Origin of the sequence: Sphingobacterium sp. 18053 (assembly GCF_902706145.1) — a bacterium.
In the GTDB taxonomy this organism is placed as follows: domain Bacteria; phylum Bacteroidota; class Bacteroidia; order Sphingobacteriales; family Sphingobacteriaceae; genus Sphingobacterium; species Sphingobacterium paramultivorum.
The window spans coordinates 111,143-137,017 of record NZ_CACSJW010000001.1 but is presented as its reverse complement, the minus strand read 5'-3'; the positions used below and the strand labels follow the sequence as shown (position 1 = coordinate 137,017).

The 25,875-nt window shown below is 41.1% G+C and carries 22 protein-coding genes; 5 read left to right on the top strand and 17 right to left on the bottom strand.

Annotation, left to right across the window (positions count from 1 at the left end):
• Window positions 1-162 precede the first annotated feature (162 nt).
• The 3 genes from GVK91_RS00660 to GVK91_RS00650 are packed head-to-tail and all read left to right on the top strand — an operon-like array spanning window position 163 to window position 5,623.
• Window positions 163-1,224 (top strand): efflux RND transporter periplasmic adaptor subunit, encoded by a 1,062-nt coding sequence (locus GVK91_RS00660; protein WP_153844720.1) that lies wholly within the window; start codon window positions 163-165, stop codon window positions 1,222-1,224.
• 6 nt (window positions 1,225-1,230) lie between these two features.
• Window positions 1,231-4,314 (top strand): efflux RND transporter permease subunit, encoded by a 3,084-nt coding sequence (locus GVK91_RS00655; RefSeq protein ID WP_120334078.1) that lies wholly within the window; start codon window positions 1,231-1,233, stop codon window positions 4,312-4,314.
• 7 nt (window positions 4,315-4,321) lie between these two features.
• Window positions 4,322-5,623 (top strand): TolC family protein, encoded by a 1,302-nt coding sequence (locus GVK91_RS00650; protein ID WP_159726399.1) that lies wholly within the window; start codon window positions 4,322-4,324, stop codon window positions 5,621-5,623.
• 121 nt (window positions 5,624-5,744) lie between these two features.
• Here GVK91_RS00650 and GVK91_RS00645 read toward each other — a convergent pair whose 3' ends face one another.
• On the bottom strand, window positions 5,745-6,011 hold the full coding sequence (locus tag GVK91_RS00645) for a hypothetical protein (protein WP_172462508.1): 267 nt from the start codon (window positions 6,009-6,011) through the stop codon (window positions 5,745-5,747).
• Between the two features lie 324 nt (window positions 6,012-6,335).
• Between GVK91_RS00645 and GVK91_RS00640 the strand changes: the two genes are divergently transcribed.
• Entirely contained in the window at window positions 6,336-7,061 is a 726-nt protein-coding gene (locus tag GVK91_RS00640) for an acyl-[acyl-carrier-protein] thioesterase (RefSeq protein WP_159726397.1), read from the top strand.
• A gap of 46 nt (window positions 7,062-7,107) precedes the next feature.
• On the opposite strand, the gene GVK91_RS00635 is transcribed toward GVK91_RS00640, so the two are convergent.
• From GVK91_RS00635 to GVK91_RS00560, 16 genes are all read right to left on the bottom strand, one after another.
• Window positions 7,108-7,737, bottom strand: a complete 630-nt coding sequence (locus GVK91_RS00635) for a gluconate 2-dehydrogenase subunit 3 family protein (RefSeq protein ID WP_075992886.1) — start codon at window positions 7,735-7,737, stop codon at window positions 7,108-7,110.
• A 19-nt stretch (window positions 7,738-7,756) separates the two neighbouring features.
• On the bottom strand, window positions 7,757-9,190 hold the full coding sequence (locus GVK91_RS00630) for a Gfo/Idh/MocA family protein (protein ID WP_159726395.1): 1,434 nt from the start codon (window positions 9,188-9,190) through the stop codon (window positions 7,757-7,759).
• 19 nt (window positions 9,191-9,209) lie between these two features.
• A complete protein-coding gene (locus tag GVK91_RS00625) occupies window positions 9,210-10,895 on the bottom strand; it encodes a GMC oxidoreductase (RefSeq protein ID WP_153844724.1) in 1,686 nt (561 codons plus the stop codon).
• A gap of 42 nt (window positions 10,896-10,937) precedes the next feature.
• Window positions 10,938-12,182: an MFS transporter gene (locus GVK91_RS00620; RefSeq protein ID WP_159727138.1), complete on the bottom strand. Its 1,245-nt coding sequence runs from the start codon at window positions 12,180-12,182 to the stop codon at window positions 10,938-10,940.
• Window positions 12,183-12,277: 95 nt separating this feature from the next.
• Window positions 12,278-13,201 (bottom strand): hydroxypyruvate isomerase family protein, encoded by a 924-nt coding sequence (locus GVK91_RS00615; protein WP_075992889.1) that lies wholly within the window; start codon window positions 13,199-13,201, stop codon window positions 12,278-12,280.
• Window positions 13,202-13,216: 15 nt separating this feature from the next.
• A complete protein-coding gene (locus GVK91_RS00610) occupies window positions 13,217-14,140 on the bottom strand; it encodes an FAD:protein FMN transferase (RefSeq protein WP_159726393.1) in 924 nt (307 codons plus the stop codon).
• Between the two features lie 111 nt (window positions 14,141-14,251).
• Window positions 14,252-15,565, bottom strand: a complete 1,314-nt coding sequence (locus GVK91_RS00605; protein ID WP_153844726.1) for a Gfo/Idh/MocA family oxidoreductase — start codon at window positions 15,563-15,565, stop codon at window positions 14,252-14,254.
• A 26-nt stretch (window positions 15,566-15,591) separates the two neighbouring features.
• Window positions 15,592-16,560: an SUMF1/EgtB/PvdO family nonheme iron enzyme gene (locus tag GVK91_RS00600; protein ID WP_153844727.1), complete on the bottom strand. Its 969-nt coding sequence runs from the start codon at window positions 16,558-16,560 to the stop codon at window positions 15,592-15,594.
• A 236-nt stretch (window positions 16,561-16,796) separates the two neighbouring features.
• Window positions 16,797-17,387: a hypothetical protein gene (locus GVK91_RS00595; protein WP_120334071.1), complete on the bottom strand. Its 591-nt coding sequence runs from the start codon at window positions 17,385-17,387 to the stop codon at window positions 16,797-16,799.
• Window positions 17,388-17,392: 5 nt separating this feature from the next.
• Window positions 17,393-18,136, bottom strand: coding sequence for a hypothetical protein (locus tag GVK91_RS00590; RefSeq protein WP_153844728.1), 744 nt, complete (start codon window positions 18,134-18,136; stop codon window positions 17,393-17,395).
• Between the two features lie 323 nt (window positions 18,137-18,459).
• Window positions 18,460-18,723, bottom strand: coding sequence for a 50S ribosomal protein L27 (gene rpmA, locus GVK91_RS00585; protein WP_046672918.1), 264 nt, complete (start codon window positions 18,721-18,723; stop codon window positions 18,460-18,462).
• Between the two features lie 44 nt (window positions 18,724-18,767).
• On the bottom strand, window positions 18,768-19,079 hold the full coding sequence (gene rplU, locus GVK91_RS00580; protein ID WP_028068281.1) for a 50S ribosomal protein L21: 312 nt from the start codon (window positions 19,077-19,079) through the stop codon (window positions 18,768-18,770).
• 160 nt (window positions 19,080-19,239) lie between these two features.
• The gene (locus GVK91_RS00575; RefSeq protein ID WP_159726391.1) at window positions 19,240-21,282 is read right to left on the bottom strand and encodes a M13 family metallopeptidase; all 2,043 of its coding nucleotides are present in this window, start codon (window positions 21,280-21,282) and stop codon (window positions 19,240-19,242) included.
• Window positions 21,283-21,311: 29 nt separating this feature from the next.
• Entirely contained in the window at window positions 21,312-22,820 is a 1,509-nt protein-coding gene (locus GVK91_RS00570; protein ID WP_075992894.1) for a carbon-nitrogen hydrolase family protein, read from the bottom strand.
• 418 nt (window positions 22,821-23,238) lie between these two features.
• Complete coding sequence (locus GVK91_RS00565; RefSeq protein WP_153844730.1) at window positions 23,239-23,580, bottom strand: DUF3467 domain-containing protein; 342 nt, start codon at window positions 23,578-23,580, stop codon at window positions 23,239-23,241.
• 36 nt (window positions 23,581-23,616) lie between these two features.
• Window positions 23,617-24,735 (bottom strand): M42 family metallopeptidase, encoded by a 1,119-nt coding sequence (locus GVK91_RS00560; RefSeq protein ID WP_088161775.1) that lies wholly within the window; start codon window positions 24,733-24,735, stop codon window positions 23,617-23,619.
• A gap of 271 nt (window positions 24,736-25,006) precedes the next feature.
• Here GVK91_RS00560 and lgt point away from each other — a divergent pair, with 271 nt between their 5' ends.
• Window positions 25,007-25,822 carry a prolipoprotein diacylglyceryl transferase gene (gene lgt, locus GVK91_RS00555; RefSeq protein ID WP_120334068.1) on the top strand — a complete coding sequence of 272 codons (816 nt, stop codon included), beginning with the start codon at window positions 25,007-25,009 and terminating at the stop codon, window positions 25,820-25,822.
• Window positions 25,823-25,875: the final 53 nt, after the last annotated feature.

Sequence of the window (25,875 nt, the reverse complement as noted above, 5' to 3'; positions counted from 1 at the left end):
TCTGGCTTTTTTTATTTCAAATCGTTCCCACTACGTCCATTTCGATGTTCATTTGCAAGGTTTTGGTCGTATTGTAAAATCCTTTTGACAACTGATATTGGCATAATAATAAACCTATATTTACCCGTTAAATGTAAAAAGTACATAAGAGACTATATCCGTATGAATAAAAAATCGATCATTTACCTCCTTTTGGCTTGTGCTGTGTTTGGAGGTGGATACTTTCTGATAACTGCTAAAAAAGACAAAAAAGAAGCTGATAAGCCCAATGGGAAAAAAGATATGCCAGTCCCCGCACAGGCTATCATTGCCAAATCTTCCGTCGCCGATAGATCCATTAATCTCTCGGGAAGCATTGACGCAGAAGAGCAGGTTGAAATCAGAAGTGAAGTAAGTGGTCGAATCACCAAAATCTATTTCTCCGAAGGGCAGCGCATCAAACAGGGCGAACCCTTGATCAAGATTGATGATATTGAACTTCAGGCACAATTAAGACAAGCACAAACAACAAACCAGCTGAATGCCGAAAATGAACGTCGGGCCAAACTATTGCTGCAAAAAGGAGCAATCAGTCAGGAAGAGTTTGATATAGCCAGTGCAGCCTTAAAAACCTCCTTAGCACAGATCCAGTTGATTCAGGCACAAATATCCAAAACAACCATCCGCGCCCCTTTTAGTGGCATGATTGGACTTCGGAATATTTCCGTAGGTGCCATTGTCTCATCCAGTACCCTGATTACGAACTTAGTGAAGGACAATCTTGTCAAAATTACTTTTGCAGTTCCCGAAAAATACAGCAATATTATTAAAATAAACATGCCCATTGAGTTCAGCGTAGCCAACGACCCAACCGTCATAAAAGCAAACATTTACGCCGTTGAACCACAAGTATCACTTAACACCAGAACACTCACCGTCCGCGCCAGAGCAACGAACGATCAGGGCAAATTGAAAGTCGGATCCTTTGTCAATGTGATTGTGCCGATCGAAGTGGAAAACGATGCGATATCCATTCCAACAGAAGCCATTGTTCCCGTACAGGACGGAAAAAAGGTCTTTGTATTACAGCATGGCCTTGCCAAGGAAGTGAAGGTTGAAACAGGTGCGCGTACCGACAAAGACATCGTCATTCTATCTGGCATCAGTGCCGGTGACACCGTTTTAACCACGGGCGTTCTGTCGTTAAAAGATGGAGCAAAAGTTAAGGTATCATTAGCTAACTAGTTGTACATGAATTTATCTGCAGTTTTTATTAAACGCCCTGTTTTAACTATTGTCGTCAATATTACCATCATATTGTTTGGCTATATTGGTTTTAGTTTTCTTGGCGTACGCGAATACCCCTCTATTGACCCAGCGATTGTTTCCGTCAGAACAAACTATGCCGGTGCCAATCCAGATATCATTGAATCTCAGATTACCGAGCCGCTAGAAAAGGCCATAAACTCGATCGATGGTATCCGCAACATCTCTTCTTCGAGCAATCAGGGATCCAGTAATATCACCATTGAGTTTGATTTAAAAAAGAACCTTGAGGAAGCCGCAAATGATGTCCGGGATAAAGTATCCCAAGCCGTGCGAAGCCTGCCACAGGATATTGATGCCCCACCGGTGGTATCCAAAGCCGATGCGGACTCCGATCCTATTATTACATTGACATTGCAAAGTGAGACGCGCGATAAACTTTCGCTAAGCGACTACGCCGAAAATGTGATTTCCGAAAGGTTGCAAACCATCCCCGGTGTCAGCAGCACACAGATCTATGGTCAAAAACGTTACGCCATGCGTCTATGGCTCAACCCCGACCGTATGGCTGCCTATGGTATCACGGCTTCGGATATTCGTACGGCATTGAATAGCCAGAATGTTGAGTTACCTTCGGGGAAAATTGTCGGAAACACAACCGAACTCACCGTAAAAACCGTCGGCAACCTGTCTACCCCCGAGCAATTCAATAACATCATTTTAAAGGCCGATAGCAGCCGTATCGTCAAGTTTATCGATATTGGCCGAGCAGAAATAGATGCTGAAAATCTCGAAACAAAAATGGTCAGTAACGGTAAACAGCTGGTCGGTATTGCCATTATTCCGCAGCCGGGAACAAATTACCTCGATATTGCCAACAATTTCTATAAAATGCTCGATCAGATCAAAGAAGATCTGCCGCAAGATATTATACTCAACATCGCTTCTGACAATACAACATTTATTAAAAAGTCTGTTGAGGAAGTCGCCGAGACACTCCTTATTTCGATCATTCTGGTCACCCTGATTATCTATTTTTTCTTCCGCGACTGGGGTATCGCACTACGTCCTCTATTAGACATTCCCGTATCCTTGATCGCGACATTCTTTATTATGTATATTTTCGGATTTTCCATCAATGTACTGACGCTGCTCGCTATTGTACTCGCGACGGGGCTTGTCGTCGACGACGGTATCGTTGTTACCGAAAATATCTTCAAGAAAGTTGAAGAGGGAATGTCGCCTATTGAGGCGGCCCTGAAAGGGTCGAAGGAAATATTCTTCGCTGTTATTTCCATTTCAATCACACTTGCAGCCGTATTCTTACCCGTTATATTTCTTCAGGGCTTTGTGGGACGGCTTTTCCGGGAGTTTGGTGTCGTCATCGCCTCGGCCGTATTGGTTTCCGCATTTGTTTCCCTCACACTCACGCCGATGCTCAACGCCTATCTGATCAAAGGCGGTGGACACAAGAAGACAAAATTTTACGATTGGACAGAACCCATGTTCGTCAAAATGAATAAAGGTTATGCCAATGCGCTGGAAAAATTCATGAAATTCAAATGGATAAGCTTTCCAATTCTGATCCTATGTTTTGTGATTATTGGCATCCTTTTCTCCTCCATTAAAAAAGAAACGGCGCCTTATGATGACAGAAGCAGCATCTCTGTCAACGTGACGGGCCCTGAGGGTGCTACTTATGAATACATGGACCGATACATGCAAGATCTGGATAAATTAGTCTATGACTCCATTCCCGAAAACAAAATCAGTTTAAACATTACCTCTCCTGGTTTCGGAGCGAGTTCGGTCAACTCCGGACGTATACGGATGACACTGGTAGATCCTGAAGAACGTAAAAAGTCTCAGGATGATATTGCAAAAGAACTGACCAAATGGACAAAAAAATACGATGGTGTCCGTGTCAATGTTTCGCAAACGCCAACGATATCCATGAATCGCAGAGGTGGATTACCTGTTCAGTACATTATCCAGGCACAAAATTTTGAAAAACTTCAGGAAAAGATACCCGAATTTATGAATGAGGTCAACAGCGATCCGGCATTCTCCACAACGGACATCAACCTGAAGTTCAACAAACCCGAACTGCATGTCGAAATTGATCGTCTGAAAGCACTCAGTCTGGGCGTTTCCGTACTTGATGTTTCGCAGTCCCTCCAATTATTGCTAAGCGGTCAACGTTTCGCCTATTTTATGCGTGATGGCAAACAATATCAGGTCATAGGCCAGGTTGAAAACGACCGTAGAGCCACGCCAACAGACCTTGCGTCAATTTACGTGCGTAATAACCTCGGACAGCTTATCCAGTTAGACAACGTTGTAAGCGTTAAGGAAGAAAGCAGTCCACCCCAACTCTACCACAATAACCGTTACATGTCGGCTACAGTTTCAGCCGGTTTGGCGCCGGGCATGAGTATGAGCGACGGCATTGCAGCAATGGATCGCATTAAAGAAAAGGTACTCGATCAAAGCTTCACCACCGACCTCTCCGGCGAATCACGTGACTTCGTTGAAAGTAGCTCCAATACACTATTTGCCTTTGGTCTTGCTTTGTTGCTTATCTACCTGATCTTAGCAGCTCAATTTGAAAGCTTCCTCGACCCATTTATCATTATCCTTACCGTGCCCATGGCCGTTGCCGGTGCACTGATAAGTCTATGGTTATTTGATCAAACCTGGAATATATTCAGCCAAATTGGAACGATTATGCTCATCGGTCTCGTGACCAAAAATGGTATCTTGATTGTTGAGTTTGCCAACCAAATGCGCGAAGAAGGAATGGAAAAATTTGAGGCAATTATGCACTCCGCCGAATCACGACTCAGACCGATCTTAATGACAAGTCTGGCCATTGCCCTGGGTGCATTACCAATTGCCATGTCACTTGGCGCTGCTTCAACGAGCAGAATTGGTATGGGGGTTGTTATCGTTGGTGGTACAATATTCTCCCTTATTCTAACCTTGTTCATTATCCCGGCGATCTATTACATGTGGTCAAGACAAAAAAAGCATAGACCTGAATTTGATAACATTAAAAGCTACGAATAATAAAGACATGAAGAGAAATTTCATCCTACTAGTATTACTTTACTCCATCATGTTTCAAGCTCGTGCACAAGAGATACTGACCTTGGAAGATGCGCTAAAAACAACGTTGAGCAATAACTTCAATATTCTTTTGGCTAAAAATGACAATAACATTGATATGGAGAATACCAGTCTAGGAAGCGCTGGTATGCTTCCAGCAGTAACTGGAACGTTCAGCAGAAGCAACTCCATCCAGAATTCAAGACAGGTCAGAGCAGATGGTCAAATACAGCAGATTTCCAATGCAAAAAATGATAACATGTCTTATGGAGTCAACCTAAACTGGACGATATTCGATGGATTGGGCATGTTTGCCCGTCGCGACCGCTTCAAAGAAATACAACGTCAAGGGGAAGCGGAGATTAAATATCAAGTGATTACCCAACTCAGCGAAGTCATGGCAACCTACTACAATCTGGTGCAACAAAAGCGCCTGATAAATGCCCTAGATACAACCATCACCTTATCGAGATACCGTGTCACGCTTGCCGAAAATCGCCTGGAGATCGGAAAAGGCTCCAAGCTTGATCTCCTGAATGCAAAAGTCGATTTGAATACAGATCAGACAAACCTGCTCAGACAGCAGGAAAGCTTCAAAAATACCAAGACTTACCTCAATCAGCTGATGACGCGCGACTTGAGCTTAGATTTTCAAATTGAAGACGAAATGAAACTTGATACGGATCTTAAACTTGGTAATCTGATCGAAATTGCCGATCAACAAAATCCGCAAATTCAGCTTGCCATCATCAACAATCGGGTGGCCGAACTCAACCTAAAAGCAGTTAAGGCCGAACGTTATCCCAAAATTGGCTTAAATAGTGGGTACAACTGGAACGAATCACACTCCTCCCTCGGTTTCTCGACAGAAAACAAAAATAGAGGTCTTACCTACGGCGTATCGGCTTCCCTTAATATATTCAATGGATTTCTTCAAAATAGAAACGAACGGATAGCCAAATTTCAGATTAAAGGCTCAGAACTACAGATACAGCAACAAAAACAAGATATCCAGGCTCAGGTCAGAACCCTATTCCAAACCTACATCACCAATATGGAGCTGGCTAATGTAGAACGGAAAAATGAGGAGCTGGCAAAAGAAAATTTAAACATCACCATGGATAAATTCCGTATCGGTACCATCACAACCTTAGAAGTAAGAACAGCGCAGTTAAACTACATCAATGTAATGACACGTAGCTATACAGCACAATATGATGCGAAGGTATCCGAGATACGCCTAAAAGAATTAACAGGCGAAACGTATTAGAAATTTCTTTTTACAAGAGGTCCTCTTAGAAAGGAACACAATACTGATGCGCTTCTTAACAGCATCCATCATTAAAAGCGAAAGGCTCCTTAACTAAATGAGGAGCCTTTCGTTTGTCTATTTAATAGTCAATTGCTATAATAGATTTCAGTGGTATTAAAACGCCACTTTTAATCTGAATATATCTATCGGTTAACGACCATACAGTGGTCTCGATACGCTTTGGTCCGGAATCAGTCTCAAAGGCGATTTCAGTTTTGGATTTAAACTCATTTCCCAACCGAAGTGCCCCTTTCAATTTATCCATAAAAGTCGCTGTCTTATCTTCACTCGCCGGGATAAATTTAAATTGAGGAATTTCCTCTTTAGCTATTAGTTCTCCAACCATAATACTAGCATTTAATGTGTAAATTATTGTTTTGCGCTATACTACTTTTATAACGCTTTAAAGCCAATCTTATTTTATCTCTTTCTGCCATTGGCTTATTTAAATCTACCGATTCCCATGATAAAAATCAATTAAATCCTTGAAAACTATCATTTATTTTACAATAAAAAAACGATTGTACTTTGTACACACTGCTCCGCTTTGGGGGGCACCAGCAAGCCCAACAGGCATTTATAACGAGATATCTAAATATAGTGTCATTTCATTTTGAATTTATAGTCCAAATCATTCATATTGCCTATTTTTACTCAAAATAATATGTAAATGGAAAAATCTGTTTTTGAAAAAGAGTGGGAAATTTATTTCACGCAATGCTATTCTAACGGCCGCATTCGTTTCTCCGATTTATCCAATATCCTGCAGCTTACCGCCGGAGAACATGCCAATGCTGTCGGATTCGGTTTTAAAGAAATGGCCAAACATAACCAAACCTGGGTACTTAGCCGCATACGCATAGAGATTGTACGGTTACCCAAATGGATGGACCATGTCAAGGTAAAAACTTGGGTTCAAGAATTGGAGGGCGCACGCTCAACGCGGAATTTTGAAATTACAGTCAATGGACAGATCTATGTTACTGCAACCAGTTATTGGGCTGTCATCAATACCGTGAAAAGGAGCTCTGAAACACTCGCAATTTCCACCGAAGATTTTACCACCTACCCTGATCGCCCGGCAACACAACAGCCATTTTCAAAATTGGATATTTCCCAGACCGTCAAAAATATTGATGAATATAGCGTTAAGCTCTCTGACCTGGATATTGTCAATCACGCCAACAATGTAAAATACCTGGACTGGTGTATGGACAGATTGCCCATTGAGCTTGTATTGACCAATCAGATCAGATCTTTAGAGATGAATTACCTGCGTGAATTACGCTATAATGATACCGTTGAAATTAACGGCTATGCGACAGATCAAGGTTACTTTATGACTGTTACTAAACAGCAACGAATCCACTTTGCTTTGGCTATAGAAACAAAATAAAAAGGGAGGCTTTGAGCCTCCCTTCTATTTTACATATAGCATAATGTTATGCAAATGCCTTATCTCCTTTTTTGTAAGGAAGGTTGCCATCAAATCTTCCTGGGATCTTCACAAAACGCAATGCTTTTGTACAACCCAGCTCTGAGTTAAAGAAACCAGTCAACGTCAACTGTTTGAACATCGTGAACCAGTGTGGTGGATCGTTCTCAACATAATTGTACAATTGATTTTGTTTTTCTTTATTTTTCTCCAGAATATCTTTTTGATCTTCAGCTTGCTTTTTATTAAACTCGTTTGCTTCTTTATCCAAAGCAGCGGCAACAGCTGTTCTGTCTTCAGCAGAAAGCTCCAGGAATGGTTTTCCTTTCACCTCTTTTGCTTTATCATCTAAGCTCCCAAAACCAGTTAAAAATGCTTTTTGTTGCTTCTCCGTATAACAATCGCGAACCATGACCGGAATAAAACTTCCTACCCCTGCTTCTTTCGCACCCGGAGTTGCGGTAGCTGGTAAAATTGCTTCAGCCAAGTCACCTAATAAATCGGTTGTCTTCGCTTCAAACAAGGCTTGTACATCTTTTGTTGCTGAGCGTGTACAACCTTCCAAAAATAAATTAGCGCCGATAACGGTACCTCCTAAAATTAAGGCAACTCGTTGTAATGCTTCTCTTCTATTCATACTACTAAATATCTTAATTTTAGAAATTATATTTCATTTCCCAACCTTGTCTGTAATTACGTTTTACATATTGATTGACGTTATCAAAATTGGTGACACGCATGTTATCGTTATCCCACAACAATTTTAAGTTACGTCCAGGATATTTACCATCAATACGTAAATCAGCACCTCTGATCGCTAGGTTAGCCATTAATAAAGCTTCTGTCAACGGACCTGCTATTTCAAAAGGTGAACTCACTTCTTTCTTGCCGTATCCAGCTTGACAAGCTTCAACCCATTGCGCATAATGTCCGCCTTCTTGTCCTTGAACACGGGCATATTTCTGTGCCACCTGCTCTTTTCTTGAAGTTGGCAACAAGCGTGCATTCTGGCCGTAGGTATCAGCAAGGATTTTACCTTTTGTACCAACAAGTAAAATACCATTACCACCATCACCAAAAATTTCGTTTGGACCTAATTCATCCGGACGAGCAGGCTGAATACCACCATCCATCCAATGTAACGTAACAGGACCATTTGTACGTGGCGTTTTAGGGAAAGTTAATGTCGCATGGCTCGATGGAGGGCAACTTTCAGGGAAATATCCGCGTTTGAACTCATCCACATACACCGATCCTACAGTTGCCTGTACATCTTGTACATAAGTCAATCCTAAGGTACTGAAAGGAACTTCCAACAAGTGGCAACCCATATCACCCAGTGCACCAGTACCATAATCCCACCAGCCGCGCCAGTTGAAAGGCACCAATTTATCAACATACTCTTTATGCGGCGCTGTACCTAACCAAAGGTCCCAATCCAATTCTTTTGGAATTTCAGCTTTACCTGTAGGCCATGCAATACCTGAAGGCCATACCGGACGATCTGTCCAACAATATACCGTATGTACATCACCGATCAGACCTGCTTCATACCATTCACGTACAAAACGCGGTCCATCATTCGATGCACCTTGATTTCCCATTTGGGTAACAACCCTATATTTCTTAGCTGCATGCGTCAATGCTCTCGCTTCCCATACATCGTGAGTCAACGGTTTTTGAACGTACACGTGTTTACCCAATTGCATAGCTGCAAGCGCTTGAATCGCATGTTGATGATCTGGAGTTGATACAGAAACGGCTTCTATACGTTTGTGCTCCTTATCCAACATCTCACGGTAGTCTTTGTAATATTTTGCTTTCGGGTAGCGTTTCAACGCACCAGCTGCACGACGGTCGTCCACATCACACAAGAAAGCTAGATCTGCTTTTCCTGAATCATGAAATGCATTGATGTCACTAAAACCTTTACCCCCTACACCAATACCTGCTACTTGTAATTTGTCACTTGGAGCTGTAAAGCCATTTCCGCCCAATACATGGCGAGGGACGATCATAAAAGCCGCAGCAGCAGTTGCTGCGCTCTTTATAAAACCTCTTCTACTCGTCTTATTTGAGTTATTTTCCATTGTTATCAATCTTTAGCTATTAGATGTTACCTTTTTTCAATTCGCTCACTGCGAAATCAACCGCACGAGCAGTAAGCGCCATATACGTCAATGAAGGGTTGACACAACCTGCAGAAGTCATACATGCACCGTCCGTTACGAAAACATTCAATGCATCCCAAACTTGGTTGTTACCATTTAATACCGAAGTTTTCGGATCACGTCCCATACGGGCAGTTCCCATTTCGTGGATACCTTGGCCCAGACCATATACGTTATCGTACGTATACGTATCTTTTACGCCAATGCTTTCCAACATTTCCTTCATTTCATTTTGCATGTCACCACGCATCTTCAATTCATTATCCTTGATCTCAGCGTCAAATGATAATACAGGTAAACCCCATTTATCTTTTTTGGACTTGTCAAGTGTAATTTTATTTTCGTGATATGGCAAGGTTTCTCCAAAGGCTGTAAAGCCAACCGTCCAGTCGCCTGGCTCACAGATTGCATCTTTCCAAGCGCCACCTACTTCCATCTCTGCTACTGCACCAGACCAGCGTCCACGACCTGCAGCACCTTGGTAGCCAAATCCACGTACATAGTCGCGTTTTTTGGTATCACCTTCTACGTTTACAAAACGTGGTACATACAAACCTGTCGGTCTACGTCCAAATACATAGCTATCTAAATAGCCTTCCAACTTACCACCAGCACCACAACGGAAATGGTGATCCATCAAATTGTGGCCCAATTCACCGCTGCTACTTCCTAAACCACCTTCCCAAACATCTGTAGCTGAGTTCATCAATACCCAAGTCGAGTTTAATGCAGACGCACAAACAAAAATTACTTTAGCGAAAAACTCATAGGTTTGGTTTGTTTCAGCATCAACAATCTCAACGCCTTTTGCCTTTTTCGTGTTTTTATCGTAGATAATCTTTGTTACGATAGAAAAAGGACGTAATGTTAAGTTATTTGTCTTTTTTGCTGCAGGAAGAGTCGCCGATTGCGTACTGAAATAAGCACCAAAATTACAACCCAACCAACATTGATTTTGATATTGACAATTTACACGGTCATGATGCGGAACAGTAATGTTTGCTGTTCTACCCATGATGAAATGACGTTGACCACCGTATTGTTTTTTCAAACGCTCAGCCAGGTCTTTTTCAACGATGTTCATCGCCATTGCCGGCATGTAATCTCCATCTGGCAAAGACGGTACACCGTCTCTATTTCCAGAGATACCCGCAAATTTTTCAGCATAACTATACCAAGGAGCAATTTCATTATAACGAATCGGCCAATCTACACCATGACCATCTTTTAAGTTAGCTTCAAAATCCAAATCGCCCAAACGATAAGATTGTCTTCCCCACATTAAAGAACGTCCACCAACATGATACCCACGGTACCAGTCAAAACGTTTTACTTCGGTATATGGACTCTCTTTTTCATTTACCCAAAAATCCAGGTTCTTCTCATTCAAAGGATAATCTCTACGCAAAACCGGATAATCTTCGATCATTTGTTGCGTACGACCGCCAGCATGAGGCCATTCCCATGGATTTTTATTTGGCGCAGTATAATCCTTGATGTGTTCAATGTTACGACCACGCTCCAGCATAATTGTTTTCAGCCCTTTCTCTGTCAATTCTTTCGCAGCCCATCCACCACTTATCCCCGAACCGATTACAATTGCGTCATAAGTATTTGTTGCCATCTCTCTTCTAATTATTTGTTTTTAAATAGTTATTTTTTCTGTTTAGTGTGCAGCATTTGTACTGTCGATCTTTTCATCCTTAAATAGGGCTAAAAAGATAAAAAATACAACCGCTGCGATTATTGCAGGTACAACCCAGGTATGATTCCAGAATGCCGCCATATCAGTTGCTTTCAATTCTTTGTACTTATCTCCAACATAACTTGCTACCCAGAAACCGATCAATTGTCCAACACCATAGGTTGCCAAAGTGATCAAGCCCTGTGCTGCTGATTTGTATTTAACACCAGCTTTGCTATCTGTATAAATCTGTCCTGAAACAAAGAAAAAGTCATAACAGATACCGTGCAATGCAATACCGATCAACAACATAAAGGATAATTCGCCCGCATTGCCATAAGCAAATAGCAGGTAGCGGATTACCCAAGCCAACATACCGACCAAAATTGTTTTCTTAAAGCCAAATCTTGTAAAGAAAATTGGTAAGGCCAATAAGAACAATACCTCAGACCCCTGACCGATTGTCATTTTACCCGTTGGATTTTCCAATCCTATTTCAGTAAGGAACAAGTTCGCATTCGAATAATAAAATGCCAATGGAATACAGATCAATACCGAAGAAATGAAAAAGATAAAGAAGTTCTTGTCTTTTAACAATTTAATAGCATCTAGACCAATAATTGATGCAAAGGATGGTTTTTCTCCTTCATCCAATTTAACCGGTGGTGTTTTAGGTAAGGCAAAAGAAAATACGCCTAGTACCAATGAAGCTACACCAGACATTAAGAATGTATTTTTCAAAGCACCTTCTGAAGCTGCCGCATCCCATCTAAAGATATAACTAATTGCTAAACCTGCTACAATCCAACCAATTGTTCCCCAAATACGTATACCTGAAAATTGCTTTTCTGGATTGGTCAATTGTCTAAAGGAAACCGAACTGGCTAAAGCCAATGTTGGCATATAAAGCACCATATAAGCCAATACATACGGATAAAATGTCGACATGTCTGCAGCACCATACATCTGATACATTAATACTGCACCGACCAAGTGTAAAACACCCAAAATACGTTCCGCATTAAAATAGCGATCTGCAATCATTCCGACAATAAAAGGAGCGATAATCGCACCCAATGATTGTGTTGAAAATACATTGGCCATTTCAAAATCTGTTGCATGTAGATTTTTGCTCAAGAAAGTACCTAATGTGACAAACCATCCCCCCCAAATAAAAAATTCGAGGAACATCATGAAGGATAGTTTAAATTTTATTGTTGATGAAATCATAAAAAAAATGGTGTTTTACAATGCTACTAATTGGTTTTACCTGCTCAATTTAAGAAATTAAATCTAATTGTCAATAGTACACTATTAAAATATTACAAAAAGCTATCGACCTCGCGATAAGCGGCCACCAAGCGATCCTCCCCCTCTTTACCAGGTTTGGAAATGCCATGTTCCATTCCCATGATACCCTTATATCCTTTACTATGAATGTGTTTGAATACGTTTTTATAATTGATCTCGCCTGTAGTCGGTTCTTTACGACCTGGATTATCGCCGATTTGAATATAAGCAATTTCATCCCAGCAACGATTCATATTTGCAATTAAATCTCCTTCGGTACGCTGCATATGATAAATATCATATAAAATTTTACAGGATGGACTGTTCACCGCTTTACATAAAGCATAGGTCTCATGTGTTTGCTGCAAAAATAAATCTGGTGTATCACTTAAGGTTTCCAACACCATTACTAAACCATGTGGTTCAAAGATCTCCGCACCCTTACGCATGGCAGTAAGTATGTTGCTGAACTGATTACCCCAAGGCAGTTTTCTTTCATAAAAGCCAGGTACCACAGTCAGCCATTTTGCATTGCAACGCTTGGCAGCTTCGACGGACTTCTTGCATGTTTCGACAAACTTGTCTAAATACTCTTGTTTACCCGTCGCTAAAGAAGGCATCCAGTTTTGTCCGCCATCCACAACAAATACACCCATGGTCATGCCTAACTTAGCTAATAAATCACCAATCTTCTTCTGCTCGTCCAATGTTCTGCCCAAATAGCCATTATCTTCTATTCCGCGAAATCCCAAATCATACATATACCGAATTTCATCGAGGAAATTATCACCTGCATGATTTTTGAACATCCCCTGATGCGGGGCATAATTTAAGTTGAATGTCTTTCCTTTATCCATCGTATTTGCTGTATTTTGAGTGGTTGACGCAAAAGTCTGTCCAGCTAGTCCTGCCCCGGCGGCCAAAAGACTACCTTTAATAAAATCCGATCTCTTCATTTTATTTATAATTGATTAATTTTTAAATAATTTACCAAATCCATCCGAATAAATCGCTTCAATGGACTGATTTTTATTTTTAAAAATGACAAAAACCTCCACACCCTTCAATTTTTTGGCCTTTGTCTTAATTTGTTCGGGTTCCATGCCCATAAAATAATTATCCAGTGCATCCGCTTCCATAGCAGTCTTCGCATAGACGCTAACACTCAATATATCGGTCATGTATGGGAAACCCGAAACAGGGTCGATATGATGACCCAATTTTTTCCCTTTGTACTTAATAAACTTTTCGAAACTGCCGGCCGTTGTGAGCGCCCCTTCTTTGAGCTGCGCAACAGCGGTCATCAATTCCTCCCCACCCGCATCATCGGGCTGAACAATACCAATGGAAAAACCCTGTCCACCTGGCGGAGTCCCCAAAGCCCTGATTTCACCACCCACCTCTACCATATAATTGGCAATTCCCTTACGGCCAAGATAGTCGGCCAAAACATCCACCGTATAGCCCTGCGCAATACCATTGACATCAATTTTAATCCCCTTTTTCTTTTTGATCAGCCGATTGCCGCTAACCTTCAGATAGTGCATTCCCACCAGTTCCTTCGCTTTTAGCACCGTCGCCGAATCTGGAGCGACCGGGCTCTTATTAGCACCAAAGCCCCATAGGTTGACTAGCGGGGCAATAGTAATATCGAATTGACCTTTCGATAATTTATGATATTTAAAGGAAGCTTTTATCACCTTGGCCATGTGGCTATCCATCACGACAGACATCACCGTATCTGTATTGAACTTGGATATTCTCGAGTCCTTACGGTAAATTGACATCGACAAATCGATCGCCGTTAAAATACTGTCAACTTCCGACCGTCTAACAAGACTGTCGGAAGCGAAGTAAGTGATATGGAATTGAGTCCCCTGCGCGGGTCCTTCCATCCGAATTTTATGGAGTTTCGTTGATGGTATTTGCGCCTGTACATCAATGCAACAAATCGTGACAAAAAATAGAAGACACAAATTCCACCTTAATCCCATCGGCCCAAAAACTTAAATATATAGGTTTGTGTTTTGACCAGGCATCGCTACAGGGTAAAAACCTTCTGCATCGGGAAGTAACTTTGGTTTAGCATCCCAAGCAAGTACATCTGGTCCCAATTTGATGGTCGATTTCAAGGCTTCATCCCACTTGATCACCTTACCCGTATAACAAGCGATACGTCCGATAATACCTGTCAACGTACTATAAGCACCATATTCTGCATTATCAAATTTATATTCGCCTTTCGAAATTGCTGTAAAAAGTTCCTTATGTTCTTGTTGATAAGGATTTGGATTGCCCTTGGCATCATGGCGATAGATTTCTTTTCCTTTCCAGTCGTACAATACAGCCTGTCCACCTGCAGAAAGATAAGCACGTCCTTTTGTTGCCTGGAATTGCTCGTCTACACGGTTATGTATACCCTCAAAGTGTCTACATTGACTATAAACAACACTGTTGTCAGCATACGTTAATTCTAATGCGAAATTATCATAGATTTCACCATACTCTTTGCCGGTACGGTGTGCTCTGCTCCCCGTACCTTGGATTGATACAGGATAAGCACCTTTCACCCAATTGGCGATATCAATATTGTGCACGTGCTGCTCAACGATATGATCGCCACACAACCAGTTAAAATAATACCAGTTGCGCATTTGGTACTCCATTTCAGTTTGCTCTGGCTTACGCGGACGCACCCATACACCTCCTGAGTTCCAATAGACTTGTCCAGAGGTAACATCACCGATTGCACCTTCGTGAATACGTTTGATAGCCTCACGGTAATTCGTTTGATAACGGCGTTGCAAACCAACCACAACATTCAATTTTTTACGTTTAGCTTCTGCAGCTACACGTATGACCTGCTGTACACCAGGGATATCAACAGCTACCGGCTTCTCCATGAAAACATGTTTACCTTGACGGATCGCTTCCTCAAAATGCATTGGTCTAAATCCTGGAGGAGTTGCCAAGATAACAACATCGGCCAATTGAATTGCATCTTTATACGCATCGAACCCTACAAATTTATGGTTGTCACTTACATCGATCTTATCTTGCCATTTTTCTTTGAGCGTTTTATAAGTACTCTCTAAATTATCTTTAAAAGCATCTGCAAGTGCCACCACTTTAATGTTCATTCCCGAACTTAACGCATCAAATGTAGCTCCAGTTCCGCGGCCCCCACAGCCCACTAAGGCAACTTTGATAACATCTGAGCCAGCGGCATATGCACCTGATAAAGGCATTGAGCTCAACACAGCGCCCCCAGCAACTACAGCAGAAGTTTTAATAAAATCTCTTCTTTCTAGATTTTCCATAACAGTTTTATATTGATTATTTTATATTAAAAGTCTTTGATTGGCTGTTTGTCGTAATAAGCCATAATTTCTTCGTGACTTGGTGGATTAAGGGGTCTTACCAGTCTCATACCCACGAATGGGGCTTCCGGAAACCACCAGTTACTTTTTGGAATTTGTGGATCCAACTGTTTCCACACGGGATCTGAAGCACCACGCGCAGCAGAGCGCATGTCCTCTGCCCCGCTGTCAAAAGCACCACCGCGTACAACATGTGGATACAGGGTTGTCGGAACGACTACGGGGTTGGTCAATACCTTTCCTTTGCCTTCATTGTAACTATCGGCCTTATATTGATCATAAGTCCACTCGGCAACATTGCCATAAATATCATAAAGGCCCCAAGGGTTCGGTTTCTTCTGTCCTACAATATGTGTTTTCTGTTCACCATTATCTTTATACCAGGCATAATCTGCTAATGGCGTTGCTTGATCGCCGAAAAAATAAGTTGTCTTTGAACCAGCTCGAGCTGCATATTCCCACTCAGCCTCTGTTGGTAAACGATAAAACACACCGGTACGGACATACAACCACTTACAGAATTGGATGGCATTGTAATGTGTCATCGCCAAGGCCGGGTGCCCCTCTTTTCCAAAACCAAAAGTCATATCCAAATAGGGTTTGGTAGGTCGCGTAACAGCATCAATCTCTTTGGATACTTTACCGTCCTTGCTCTTTGCAATCTCATAATCTTTATACAGAAATGGCTCAAACAGATCCCAGGTTACTTCATACTGCCCCATCCAAAATGGGTCCAACTTCACCTCATGTGCAGGTTTTTCATCCTCTTTCCCCCCGCTTGTAGTTCCCATTTTAAAACTACCACCAGGGATTGCTAGCATTTTGAACGTCAGATTAGTCCCTTCAATGGGTTGCTCATACGGTTCGAACGTCTTCTGAGCCATAGCGTGCACGCCAGCAAATAACAAAACAGGAATAAAGATTCTTTTTAACATATTTAGGTTTGTAATTAGAGACTAAAATATAAAATAAGGTGTATACTTTACACTTTGACACTATAACTTTTTTATTACAGTTTAATTCTTAACATAATAGTCCATTCGTAATAACGATTTAGCAAGATACTGATTAGGGTCCCGGGGGAACTTAACTAGCCTGAAAATCAAGATCAATAAAAAAGGTTTTCCATTTTCATGGAAAACCTTGATATCTTATCACAGCATGCGTGTGTCTAAAGCAGAATCTTACGACTTACCGCTTTATCTATGGTAATATACCCCGGATAGAACACCGACTGCCCTGCGATATTGATAGAAGGTTTAACTTTTAACGTAAATATCCCCTTTTTATTCTCATCGCTTGACATTAAAAAATCCTGCAGGTCCGAATTCTTCAACAAATCATAGATATTGGTCGCTATACGCACATTGGCCACTGTAGATTCTCCGGGCTCTATTTGTAACGATTGATTCACAATCCCTTCCACAAGCTGCTGTCCACCGTAAAGAATGATATACTGGAACTTATTGATAGACGCTTTTTTAAGCGTCGGATTATCAATTTTAAGTCTAATAACTGCTTCCAATGGAATATCTTTCCGCAAATAGGCCAATGCCAAGCTCGGCGCCGCTCCCAGGTCAATTTGATTATTCCTGATCAGTCGTTGCAATGATGTTCCGGCCAATCGAATACTATCTACCGATTCCACATCGAATTTACATTTCGCCAAATTTTCGATCTGTGCCTTTTGTCGATTCACACCACAGCCGGAAATAAACAAACCCAGCAGAACCAAACATCCAAATAAAATTTTCTTGCTCATAGCCACTATTTTCCTCCAAATTTATATAAAACTCCCAGTGTAAACAATGGGTACCCTGCTTTTAAATAGGTATTACTTTTAAAACCGAATACCATACCGTTCGTATATTGCAGCTTCCATCCTTTCCCTAACCCCATTCTTGTATAAAATACAGGTTCAATAAGCATATTATCTTCTTTCTCTGCCGGAAGACCATCAATAGCAAAATTCTTCATACGCATATTGCTCAGTCGGATGATGGTACCGTAATCGATATCATGCCGGTTGCCAAACAATTTCAGGGCATCCTTTTTCTCCGATGAAAAGTTTACCTGCACAAACACCTTGTCAAAATCCATGTCCTTCGTTTCTACAACGGCCTGTCCCATCGTCGACGAACGCTTATCAACCACACTGGTATTACCCAGCCCATAACCCCCGTAAACCTCAAATACACGATTATTTTTTCTGCCAAAGCGTGTATAATAACCTATCCCCGCTTCGCCCATCTTTTGCGCATAGTCTTTGATATTGGATCTATTATCAACATATGAACCATTGGCAATGACAGCCACATGATCAGTTACAGCTACCCCCAGATTTGCAGATACATTGGCCTTTGTATTGATATTGCCGGAAACATAGACCTCGCCAGCTTCTGTAAACATCGGCGCTGAAGGCACATTGGGCATATAAATCGAACTACAGGAATAAAATGAACAGGCAAATAACCCGGCACACAAACCATATCCAAAATTGTTGTATTTCATATGTAAGTATTTATTCAATCGTGCTTGCATCCAGTGATATTTACGAATGCTTCGCCTATTGTCTTAAAAACACCTATCCTTTATAAAAATTGTACCAAAGCGGTTACATTTAACAGAAAATAACAATTTAAACAGTCCAAAAAGCTTAAAAAGCTCAGTACCAAGCCCGATAAATTCAGCATACTAGGTAGCAATTCCGCAGAGCAGCCCGCTATACCGCTCCAAAATCACCCGGTAGCAGGCACATCGGAACAGTAGCTAAAAGTATAAACAACAAAAAAGGCATCAATTTCTTGATGCCTCTCCAATATTGTTGCAAAACCTTATGCTTGTTCTGTAGGAACTACAGATACATAAGATTTATTGTTAGCTTTTTTACGGAAAACTACTTTACCGTCTACTAAAGCGAACAATGTGTGGTCTTTACCAATACCAACGTTTGTGTCAGGATTGTGTTGTGTACCGCGTTGGCGTACGATGATGTTACCAGCGATTGCTTGTTGACCACCGAAGATTTTGATACCTAAACGCTTGCTATGTGACTCACGGCCGTTCTTAGAACTACCCGCACCTTTTTTGTGTGCCATTTCTTTATCTTAATTTAAGACTATTTGTCTGATTAAAAATTCAATTATAACGTAATACCAGTGATCTGGATTTTAGAAAATTGTTGACGGTGACCGTTTTTCTTTTTGTAGCCTTTACGACGTTTTTTCTTGAAAACGATAACTTTATCGCCTTTTAAATGAGACAAAATTTTAGCCGAAACTTTTGCACCAGCAACGCTAGGTGTACCAATGGTGAATTTACCACCGTCTTCTGCTAACAATACATTGTCAAATTCAATACTAGCGCCTTCATCTCCTTGTAAACGGTGTACAAAAAGGAACTGGTCTTTTGCAACCTTAAATTGCTGTCCTGCTATATTTACTATTGCGTACATTGTTAATTAATTAAATGTGTTATTAAATGAAGGGCAAAAGTAATCAGTTTTTATCATAATTCAAAGACAAATTTACTTTTTCGTTTCCATTTAAACGTTATCAGTTGAACAGCATTGTCTTAATCTGTATCGGGACAATGCTGTTCACCCCTGTTTTCGCTTACCAAACCAAAATTCTCTTCTCAGGTGCTACATACATTTTTGCCGTAGGCTGTACATTAAATGCTTTATAGAAGGCCTCCATATTGTATACGGGACCATTTACCCTAAATTGTTCGGGGCTATGTGGATCAACTTTTAAACGTAATCGCATGCGCTCATCGCTGCTCTTTACGCGCCACACTTGCGCAAAACTCAGAAAGAAACGTTGATCTGGTGTAAAGCCATCAATTTTATCCTGCCCCTGCCCTTGCTTGGTTAATTTGAAAGCGTCATAGGCAATATTTAAACCGCCGATATCCGCCAGATTTTCACCTAAAGTAAGCTCACCGTTTACATGTTGATTGTCCAACAGGGTAAAACTACCATATAACTTTGCTACCTGATTGGCGCGTTGCGTAAACTGTTTCGCATCCACTGCGGTCCACCAATCGTTCAAGTTACCGTCTTTATCATATTGACGCCCCTGATCATCAAAACCATGTGTCATCTCGTGTCCGATAACGGCACCGATAGCGCCATAATTGATCGCATCGTCCGCATTGGCATCAAAGAATGGAAACTGCAAGATGCCGGCCGGGAATACAATTTCATTATACGGTGGATTGTAATAGGCGTTCACCGTAGGAGTTGTCATCAGCCATTCCGCTTTGTCAACCGGTTTGCTGATTTTACCTGCCATTTCTTTATAGGCATGCTTTGCAGCAGACTGTAAATTGGCATAGTAGGTATCTTTGGCAACTTCCACGTCACTATAATCTTTCCACTTCTCCGGGTAGCCGATTTTTTTGGTGAACGCTTCCAATTTTTCAATTGCTTTCTTTTTGGTCTCAGGCGTCATCCAGTCCAATTTCTCAATCCGGCTCTTATAGACTTTTTGCAAATTGTCGACCAATTCGAGCATTCGTTTTTTTGCCTCGGGTTTGAAATACTCATCCACATACAGCTTCCCGACAATCTCGCCAAGGTTCTCGTCGGCCGAGCTCACCATCAGCTTCCAACGCTCTTTCTCCTGTTTCTGTCCATTCAGGGTTTTTCCGAATAATTCAAACTTTGCATCCCTGAAACCTTTGCTCAGTGCCGTCGCAGAAGCGTTCGCTAGATCTGCTTTTAGTTTTGTTTTCCAACTATCTAAGGACTGTGATTTCAACAAATTATTTAAAGCAAGATAAAATTTAGGTTGCTGTACCAAAATGGTATCGGTCTTCACATCCAAGCGTTGCAAAATATCTTTCCAATTGAGGTTTGGCGTTTGCTTCTGAAATTCCTGTACCGCAAATTTATGGTAGTTTTTGATGGGATCCCGCAATTCCACAGGTGTAGCATGCGATTTGGCAATTTCTGTTTCCAAGCGCAGCACTTCCTCTGCCGACTTTTGCGCATTTGCCCCTTCGCCGATCAGCCCGAATAATTTTACCAGATACGCAACATAAGCCTCCCGGATTTTCTTCGCTTTGTCATCCTGATCCAAGTAATAACTCGCTTCAGGCAGGTTGAGTCCCCCCTGAAAAAATTGCAATGCATTTTTAGTGCTGATCCGGTCATCTGCGGCCACATAAAATGTAAAAAGATCACCATCACCCTCCTTAAATCCATCCGCAGCATAAGCGATCAATTCATCAATACTTTTCAACCCATTGATTTTTTGAATGGCCCCTTCGATCGGTTTCGCGCCCAATTTATCAATCGTCACCGTATCCATACCACTCGCATAGAAATCGCCGGCCTTTTGCTGATCGGAACCTTTTTTGTTGTCAGACTTCGCCGCACCTTCCAAAACAGATTTTAGGTTTGCTAGGTTTTCATCAGCAAGAATATAAAATGAACCCCAGCCAGTTTCAGAAGCCGGGATCTGGGTGTTTTTCATCCAGCTTCCATTCGCATATTGGAAGAAATTATCTCCTGGATTCACTGTAGTGTCCATGCCTGAGACATCAAAAAAATTTGTGCGGACCTCCTGAGCAGTATCGCTTTTCTTATTTGACTGACATGACATCATCATTAAGACCATGGATAGCGTCCCCCATTTGACTTTTTGTATCATATTTTAAGAGATTAAAAGAGTATTTAAATTTACTTCAAAAGTTTCACTTCATACAAATCCTTCCGTCTATCCTTCTTGACTTTAACAGTACCATACTCATGCAGGTCTCTTAGGGCATAAAGATCAACGTCGGCAATAAGCACCATTTCGGCATTCGGTGTCGCCTCAGCTTTAATGGCATTATTGGGAAAAGCAAAGTCCGAAGGGGTAAAAACAGCGGACTGCGAATATTGTATATCCATATTATTCACACGGGGTAAATTGCCCACAGAGCCGGCAATAGCCACATAACATTCATTTTCTATCGCCCTAGCCTGTGCACAGGTACGCACCCGGATGTATCCGTTTTGGGTATCCGTCATAAAGGGCACAAATAGGATCTGCATCCCCTGATCGGCCAAAATACGGCTCAGTTCAGGAAACTCTACGTCGTAACAGATCAACAGTCCCACTTTACCGCAATCGGTATCAAACACCTTCACCTCACTTCCGCCCACCATACCATAATATTTAAATTCATTTGGTGTGATGTGAATTTTTTTAAACTCATCCAGCTTACCGTTGCGATGACAGAGGTAGGAAACATTATAGAGCTTTTTGTTTTCCATCAAAGGCATCGACCCTGCAATGATATTGACGTTGTAGGAAACGGCAAACTGTTGAATGCGATCGATAATCTCTGAAGTATGCTGCGCAAGCCTTTCCATTGCCAGGCGCTCCGGGAGATCGTTATAGGGGCTCATGAGTGGCGTATTGAAAAATTCCGGAAACATGATAAAATCTGTTCCATAATCACTCACTGTATCCACAAAAAACTCGATCTGATCATAAAATGCCTCTAGGTTATCAAACAAACGCATCTGCCATTGCACCAGACCCAAGCGGATCGTCTGCTTCGTCGTCGAAATCGAGCGCGTCTCTGACTCATAATAAATATTATTCCATTCCAACAGAGTAGCGAATTCCATGGATTCAGCATCTTCGGGCAGATAATGCTTAAGTATTTTTTTGACATGAAAATCATTCGAAAGCTGAAAGGTCAGCGTCGGATCATAGATCTCTTTACGTTTGACTTTCTCGATGTAAACCCGCGGACTCATTTTATCCGCATAGTTATGGTAATTGGGAATACGCCCCCCGGCAACAATACATTTGAGGTTCATCTGTTCACACAGCTCCTTACGTGCATCATAAAGACGGCGTCCAAGACGTAACGCCCGATGTGCCGGATGAACAAACACTTCTATCCCGTACAGTGTATCTCCATCATCACTATGTTTGGTAAACTTACCGTCATCGATAATATCATAATAACTATCGTAAATATTATTCTTCTTTGAATTTAGGATAATCGACAAGGCACAAGCGACCACATGTCCATCAATCTCCACACATAACTGCCCTTCGGGAAATAATTCTATCAAATCCTGAATATTTTCCTTTGACCAGGTTTCGCCGACACCATCATAAGCCTGTTCCATCGATTTTTTCAAATCAACATAATCCTTCTTTGTCAAGTTACGCACTTGAATATCCATATAAATCTCCTTTTTGAAATTAGTTATTTAAATTTAGTAAAAGTAAAGGCCAAGTCCAAAACTAGCAATAGGCAACAAGCGAATACTAGATGGCACCCTATTTTATATTTTAGACAGTGCTTACTCAGTGATTGTTCAGTGCTCGTTCAGTGCTTGCTCAGTGTAGACTGAATATGCACTGACTTATTACTGTCTAAACATTGATTAAAAAATGTTAATAGAAACTACCTGGTATGCAGATGTTTCAATTTTAATATAGATCTTGATGATCTTATCCCTTAACAGGCAGTTAGGCAATCGTCTTTTTCATACATGAACCGAATCGGGGTATCGGAAAGACTTTTCTAAAATTAAGGACATAAAAAAAAGCGCCAATGTTCAATTGGCGCTTCGATATCTCAATGATAGCTGCTATCAACTATGCTTGACCTTGTGGCGTTCCAAAAGGGAATGCAACTGTAGGATCGCCACCTTGTTGAGGTTGTTCAGCAACACCTAAGTCCATTTTAATTGGGCCATTTAATGCTTCGAAACGGTTCACGTTATCAACCAATGCACCTAACAAGCGTTTTGCATGCTCCGGAGTCAAAACGATTCTTGATTTCACTTTTGCTTTTGGCACTCCTGGCATCACACGGATAAAGTCAACCACAAATTCAGTATTAGAGTGAGTGATAATCGCAAGATTTGAGTAGATTCCTTCTGCTACTTCTTCTGTCAACTCAATGCTCAATTCGTTTTGATTTTGGTTATTTTCCATAATAATTCTAATGATAAGTTAATATATTCTTAAATTCTACTTTGTAAATGTTCTAAAGTCTTGTCCGTTCTCAATATTCAATAACGTCTCGTAGATCAATCTGATTACGTTGTCAACATCTTCTTTATGAACCATCTCCACTGTTGTGTGCATATAACGAAGAGGTAAAGAAATCAATGCTGACGGTACACCACCATTGCTATAGGCAAATGCATCCGTATCAGTTCCTGTAAAACGAGAAGAAGCCTGACGCTGGAAAGGAATATTATTCTTCTCAGCAACCTTAACCAGCAGTTTATTCAGATTAATCTGAACCGCTGGAGCATAGGACAATACCGGACCTTTTCCTGAAAACAGATCTCCTTGCGTGATCTTATTGATCATCGGAGTTTGCGTATCATGTGTCACATCGGTTACGATAGCGACATTCGGTTTGATACGATCTGCGATCATTTCGGCACCACGTAAACCAATCTCTTCCTGCACCGAATTTACGATATATAATCCAAATGGCAATTTCTTTTTATTCTCTTTTAGCAAACGAGCAACCTCAGCGATCATAAAACCACCGGCACGATTGTCCATAGCCCGCCCAACATAATAACGGTCGTTGAGGATAGAGAATGTATCTTCGTATGTAATAACACAACCCACATGTATACCCAGGGCTTCAACCTCTTCTTTGGTACTACAGCCGCAGTCCAAAAAGATATTTTTCAGCGAAGGATTTTCTTCTTTCTCTCCCGAACGTGTATGAATTGCCGGCCAGCCGAATACAGCTTTGACAATGCCCTTTTCCGTATGGATATTCACGCGCTTAGACGGTGCAATCTGGTGATCCGAACCACCGTTACGAATCACATAGATCAGTCCATCTTTGGTAATGTAATTGACAAACCAAGAAATCTCATCCGCATGAGCCTCTATAACGACCTTGTACTCTGCTTTTGGATTGATTACCCCCACAGCTGTACCGTAGTTGTCAACGAATGTATCATCGACATAGGGCTTCAAATAATCTAACCACAGTCGCTGTCCTTCCCACTCAAATCCTGTAGGAGAAGCATTATTGATATATTTCTCAAAAAATGAAAGCGAATCTTTAGTCACAACCGCGTTGTGCTTCGGCTCTTTTTTCTTGTTTTTTTCTGCCATCTTTTCCTTTTCTATTTACTTTCGTCAAAATATGAAAATTTCAATGAAATGCAAAAGTAAAAATGTTTTTTGAAATATTGTTTGTGCAATTTATTTTAGGTCATAGCCCCCTATTTTAGTAAAAAGGATCAGCAAAAGACAATATTTCATTCACGATGAATGAATTAGGTTCGCAGTCCAATGATATTATGCTTAAAAACAAATTGTAGGAATAAAAAATGAGATTAAAGCTTATCTTTACTCCAAAGTAATTTAAACAGCTATAAAATTTATGAATTCAATATTAAGTGCAATACATTGGAATATTGACCCGGAAATGTTCAACTTTGGCGCCTTTGCCCTTCGCTATTATGCCTTATGCTGGTTATTAGCGTTTTTTGTTTCATACGTGATTATGTTGCGTATATTCAAAAAGGAAGGCCGCACACAAGAACAGCTGGATCAGCTTTCAATTTATATTTTCCTGGGCACTTTGATCGGCGCTCGATTAGGACACTGCCTATTTTACGATTTTGACTATTACAAAGATCATATACTTGAAATCTTCCTTCCATTTAAATGGGATAAAACAGGATTTCATATCACCGGCTTTGCAGGTTTGGCTTCTCACGGTGGCGCCATCGGAATTATCCTCGCGCTATATTTATTCTGCAGAAAAACAAAAACCGACTTTCTATGGCTAGCGGACCGATTGGTTGTTGTAGTCCCTATTGCAGGTGCACTTATCCGTATCGGAAATTTCTTCAATTCTGAAATAATTGGTACGCCTACAGATCTACCTTGGGCTATCGTGTTTGAACGTGTCGACAATGTACCGCGCCATCCGGGACAGCTTTATGAAGCAATCGCCTATATTTTGATCTTTATTATCATTGGTTCCCTATTCAAATCGAATCCCAATCGCCAAAAAGGTCAATTATTTGGCATATTCATGGTCTTATTATTTGGTGCACGTATGGTCTTGGAACATTTTAAAATTGACCAGGAAGCCTTCGAGCAAAGTATGGCTTTAAACATGGGCCAATTGCTGAGTATACCTTTTATTCTGGTGGGTTTCTACTTTATATTCCGGAAAACCAAAGCTTAAAACAGGGCGCAATATGTCCTTGTTTGCAAATACAAAATTTAACAGGCATCTTT

Coding starts and splice junctions, on each gene's coding strand:
- GVK91_RS00605 (WP_153844726.1), bottom strand. CDS start 15,565: ATGGAAAATCTAGAAAGAAGAGATTTTATTAAAACTTCTGCTGTAGTT.
- GVK91_RS00565 (WP_153844730.1), bottom strand. CDS start 23,580: ATGGAAAATAACCAAAATCAAAACGAATTGAGCATTGAGTTGACAGAA.
- GVK91_RS00615 (WP_075992889.1), bottom strand. CDS start 13,201: ATGAAGAGATCGGATTTTATTAAAGGTAGTCTTTTGGCCGCCGGGGCA.
- rpmA (WP_046672918.1), bottom strand. CDS start 18,723: ATGGCACACAAAAAAGGTGCGGGTAGTTCTAAGAACGGCCGTGAGTCA.
- GVK91_RS00595 (WP_120334071.1), bottom strand. CDS start 17,387: ATGAGCAAGAAAATTTTATTTGGATGTTTGGTTCTGCTGGGTTTGTTT.
- GVK91_RS00630 (WP_159726395.1), bottom strand. CDS start 9,190: ATGGAAAATAACTCAAATAAGACGAGTAGAAGAGGTTTTATAAAGAGC.
- GVK91_RS00570 (WP_075992894.1), bottom strand. CDS start 22,820: ATGGATATTCAAGTGCGTAACTTGACAAAGAAGGATTATGTTGATTTG.
- GVK91_RS00600 (WP_153844727.1), bottom strand. CDS start 16,560: ATGTTAAAAAGAATCTTTATTCCTGTTTTGTTATTTGCTGGCGTGCAC.
- lgt (WP_120334068.1), top strand. CDS start 25,007: ATGAATTCAATATTAAGTGCAATACATTGGAATATTGACCCGGAAATG.
- GVK91_RS00575 (WP_159726391.1), bottom strand. CDS start 21,282: ATGATACAAAAAGTCAAATGGGGGACGCTATCCATGGTCTTAATGATG.
- GVK91_RS00650 (WP_159726399.1), top strand. CDS start 4,322: ATGAAGAGAAATTTCATCCTACTAGTATTACTTTACTCCATCATGTTT.
- GVK91_RS00625 (WP_153844724.1), bottom strand. CDS start 10,895: ATGGCAACAAATACTTATGACGCAATTGTAATCGGTTCGGGGATAAGT.
- GVK91_RS00610 (WP_159726393.1), bottom strand. CDS start 14,140: ATGGAAGGACCCGCGCAGGGGACTCAATTCCATATCACTTACTTCGCT.
- GVK91_RS00645 (WP_172462508.1), bottom strand. CDS start 6,011: ATGGTTGGAGAACTAATAGCTAAAGAGGAAATTCCTCAATTTAAATTT.
- GVK91_RS00590 (WP_153844728.1), bottom strand. CDS start 18,136: ATGAAATACAACAATTTTGGATATGGTTTGTGTGCCGGGTTATTTGCC.
- rplU (WP_028068281.1), bottom strand. CDS start 19,079: ATGTACGCAATAGTAAATATAGCAGGACAGCAATTTAAGGTTGCAAAA.
- GVK91_RS00640 (WP_159726397.1), top strand. CDS start 6,336: ATGGAAAAATCTGTTTTTGAAAAAGAGTGGGAAATTTATTTCACGCAA.
- GVK91_RS00660 (WP_153844720.1), top strand. CDS start 163: ATGAATAAAAAATCGATCATTTACCTCCTTTTGGCTTGTGCTGTGTTT.
- GVK91_RS00655 (WP_120334078.1), top strand. CDS start 1,231: ATGAATTTATCTGCAGTTTTTATTAAACGCCCTGTTTTAACTATTGTC.
- GVK91_RS00560 (WP_088161775.1), bottom strand. CDS start 24,735: ATGGCAGAAAAAAACAAGAAAAAAGAGCCGAAGCACAACGCGGTTGTG.
- GVK91_RS00635 (WP_075992886.1), bottom strand. CDS start 7,737: ATGAATAGAAGAGAAGCATTACAACGAGTTGCCTTAATTTTAGGAGGT.